General features: G+C 52.1%; 3 protein-coding genes. 2 read left to right on the plus strand and 1 reads right to left on the minus strand.

Annotated elements, in window-relative coordinates:
• Positions 1-155: 155 nt before the first annotated feature.
• Together ACO0LM_RS28540 and ACO0LM_RS28545 are read left to right on the plus strand one after the other, a co-directional pair.
• The gene (locus tag ACO0LM_RS28540) at positions 156-1,472 is read left to right on the plus strand and encodes an MFS transporter (protein ID WP_423042312.1); all 1,317 of its coding nucleotides are present in this window, start codon (positions 156-158) and stop codon (positions 1,470-1,472) included.
• A gap of 166 nt (positions 1,473-1,638) precedes the next feature.
• Positions 1,639-2,061, plus strand: a complete 423-nt coding sequence (locus tag ACO0LM_RS28545) for a cupin domain-containing protein (protein WP_423042314.1) — start codon at positions 1,639-1,641, stop codon at positions 2,059-2,061.
• Between the two features lie 11 nt (positions 2,062-2,072).
• Here the strand turns inward: ACO0LM_RS28545 and ACO0LM_RS28550 are convergent, their stop codons facing one another.
• A complete protein-coding gene (locus tag ACO0LM_RS28550; protein WP_423042316.1) occupies positions 2,073-2,804 on the minus strand; it encodes a substrate-binding periplasmic protein in 732 nt (243 codons plus the stop codon).
• Positions 2,805-3,180 lie beyond the last annotated feature (376 nt).

Here is a 3,180-nt window from a genome sequence, read left to right on the forward strand (position 1 = left end):
AGCGAATTCCATAGGGGCCAGCGGCATTTGTCGCAATAACAGGCCGGATGTAAGCGTGCAATCTATTCCTGTAAATCATGATGCGTTTTTTACTTGGCAAATGGCGGCGTCCATGTAAGGTTCTTAGAAAACATCATTCAGCAGAGACATACACTATGCGTACAGAAAAAGACCAGCCCCAGCACCCCATGCAATGGGTACCCAGCCTGTATCTGGCATCCGGCATGCCGTTTTATGCGGTCGCCCTGATTGCCGGCCTGATGTACAAAAGCATGGGCGTGCCAAATGACCAGATTGCCCACTGGACTGGGCTGGTGGGGCTGGCCTGGGTCTTCAAGTCTTTGTGGAGTCCTTTCCTGGAAGCCGCAGGCAGCAAGAAAATGCTGGTGGTGCTGTTTCAGTTGATCGGTGGTGCGGCACTGGGCCTGGTGGCAGTTTCGCTGCAATTGCCGATGTATTTTGCCATCAGCATTGCCTTGCTGGGTGTGGTGGCGATTGCATCTGCCACGCATGACATCGCATGCGATGGTTTGTATATGGCCAGCCTCAACAACAAGCAGCAAGCCACCTACGCAGGATGGCAAGGCGCATTTTTTAACGCCGCGAAATTCATTACCCTGGGCCCCATGGTGTACCTGGCTGGTTACCTGGAAAAAACCCTGGCACCGGCGCAGGCCTGGACCATCATCTTTGCCATCATGGGTGTGCTCTTGTTCGGCCTGGGTCTGTACAACAGCTGGTCACTGCCTGGTATTAAAAACACGACATCCAAAGCATCCATGCACAGCATCTTTGTGACCTTGCAGGACGTGATCATGGAATTCTTCAAAAAGCCCGGCATCTGGCTGGCAATCACCTTCATCATTTTATTTCGTGCCGCCGAAGGCCAGATACAAACCATAGGCCCGCTGTTCTTGCGCGAAGCCAGGAACCTGGGCGGCCTGGGCCTGACTACCGACCAGGTCGGCATTGCTTACGGCACCGCCGGCACCATCGCCTTCCTCGGTGGTAGCATCCTCGGTGGTTACTTCGCTTCATGGCTGGGTTTGAAACGCGCCCTGCCCTGGCTGATACTGGCGATGAATACCCCCAACCTGGCCTTCTTCTTTTTGAGCAGCAGCCTGCCGGAAAGCATGACCATCATCACCGCTGCGCTGGCCTTCGAGATGTTTGGCTATGGCTTCGGTTTTGTCGGCCTGATCCTGTTCATCATGCAGGTGGTGGCCCCCGGCAAATACCAGACTGCCCACTATGCACTGGGCACCGGTGTCATGCAATTGGGTTTTGTCTTGTTCAAGACCATCAGCGGCGATATCCAGGTGTCGCTGGGCTATAAGAATTTCTTTATCTGGGTATTGCTCAGCGCCATCCCGGTATTGATACTGACCCGCTTTGTGTCGTATGGCGATGCCCCGCCGGGTGCCAGCAAATCCGATGAAACTGAAGGTTTGGTGAAGACAGCGGATGCATAGAATCTCCTGACTAAAATGCCATGGCGCAATGTAAAAATTGCGCCATTTTTTTCGTCCGCAAATAATTTTTACTTATTTAAAAAATAACACTTGACGCTCCCTGCAAATGGGCGTGCAATAGGCAACATGCGTAATGACGCATGCCAACCCACACCGGAGACCTATCTTGCAATCAACGACAAAGAAACCATGGCATTACCTGAGTGCCATCGGCATCCTGCTGGTCAGCGCAAGCCTGCTGGCACAAAATATAGGTGTTACCCGTACCCCTATTACCCAAGCGGATTCATCCATTCCCGGAAAAGAAGACTACATTATCCGCATTGATGTAGCTGCTGGTGGCAAGGTCGACTGGCACACTCATCCGGGCGATGAAATCAGCTATGTGATGGACGGTGAAATAGAGTTATTGGTCGCCAATCAAACTCCGCGCAAAATCAAAGCAGGCGAAGGTTTTGTCGTACCTGGCGGCACGGTTCATAGCGCAAAAAACCACGGCAACACAACGATCAAGCTGGTCGGCGTGTATGTGCTGGACAAAGGCAAACCATTGGCTTCGCCGGCATCCGCACCGGCAGCGTCGTATTAAAATCAAAGAGATCAATGGGTGTAACGCCGGAATATGGCATCCAGCTCGCCGCTTTTTTTCAGGGCGGTAATCGCCGCATTCAGCCTGGGTAGCGCCGCTGCCCGGGATGGATGTACGCGCAGCATCATTTCGCTTTCATCAATCATGCGGCCTTCATCGCAGGCATAGCGTTGTGCGTCGACTTTTGTCCAGTATTGCCGGACATAATTGCTGATGATGATCTGGTCAAAGCGCTTGGCTTTCAGGGTCAGCAACAGATTGGGGGAATTGAAAATGTCAGCGCGCTGTATATCCCCGCTGGCAAAAGCTGCTTCAAATTCGGGATAAAAATAACCGGAAATCACACCAATTTTCTGCCCAAAAAAATCGCTGACGGCCTGCTTTTTTGGCGCTTCACCCGGCCTGAAACACAGTACCGCTCTGGGCAAACCAAAAGACAGACTATACAAACCAGGTAATGACGAATTGCTGCGCCATTTGGGATTGGCTCCGACTTCAATATCCAGTTGCCCATCTTCAAAAGACTTCAACAACCGGCGCATGGGCAGGTATTGCTGATCCAGTTTGTCGCCACTCAGGCGAACAATGGCAGCCATCAAATCCGGGAAGATACCGCTAGGCCCTTTGTCCCCTACCAACACAAAAGGCGCGTCACCGCCTTCATAATAGGCAATGCGAAAGGTGTCTGCCATTGCTGGCGATGCGATCAGCACCGACACTGCAAACATCCATTTCCTGATCATTACGTCCTCGAATTCCTTGATTGTTCTCCAGGTGGTGACCTGGAGATTAGGGCTACCAGGCAAGTGTAATGTGAAAACATGACAGGATACTTGCAGAAAAGCAATCAGATTTGCAAACGATGGTTAAGAACCTGCTTACGATCTTACTGCGCGAGCGTGATCGGGGCTCATGCGCTGCTCAAAATGCTCATGTACTTCAGTACATTCCGCTTTTTGCGCTGCTCTTCACCCCGCTGACACTCGCTCGCTACAGATCGTAAACAAATGGTATGGACGCCGCCTTCGAGGCTGCTGGAAATAGAGAGGGGACTCCAGCGCCGACGGCATCGATGTGCCAAAGTAGAAGTATGACCAACTACTTGAGGCGAGGAGTCCG

The sequence above is a fragment of the Undibacterium sp. Di26W genome (genome assembly GCF_049340265.1).
Lineage (GTDB): Bacteria > Pseudomonadota > Gammaproteobacteria > Burkholderiales > Burkholderiaceae_D > Undibacterium.

Bases quoted from the DNA above. Each gene is read 5' to 3' on its own strand.
- ACO0LM_RS28540 (WP_423042312.1), top strand. From the start codon at position 156: ATGCGTACAGAAAAAGACCAGCCCCAGCACCCCATGCAATGGGTACCC.
- ACO0LM_RS28550 (WP_423042316.1), bottom strand. From the start codon at position 2,804: ATGATCAGGAAATGGATGTTTGCAGTGTCGGTGCTGATCGCATCGCCA.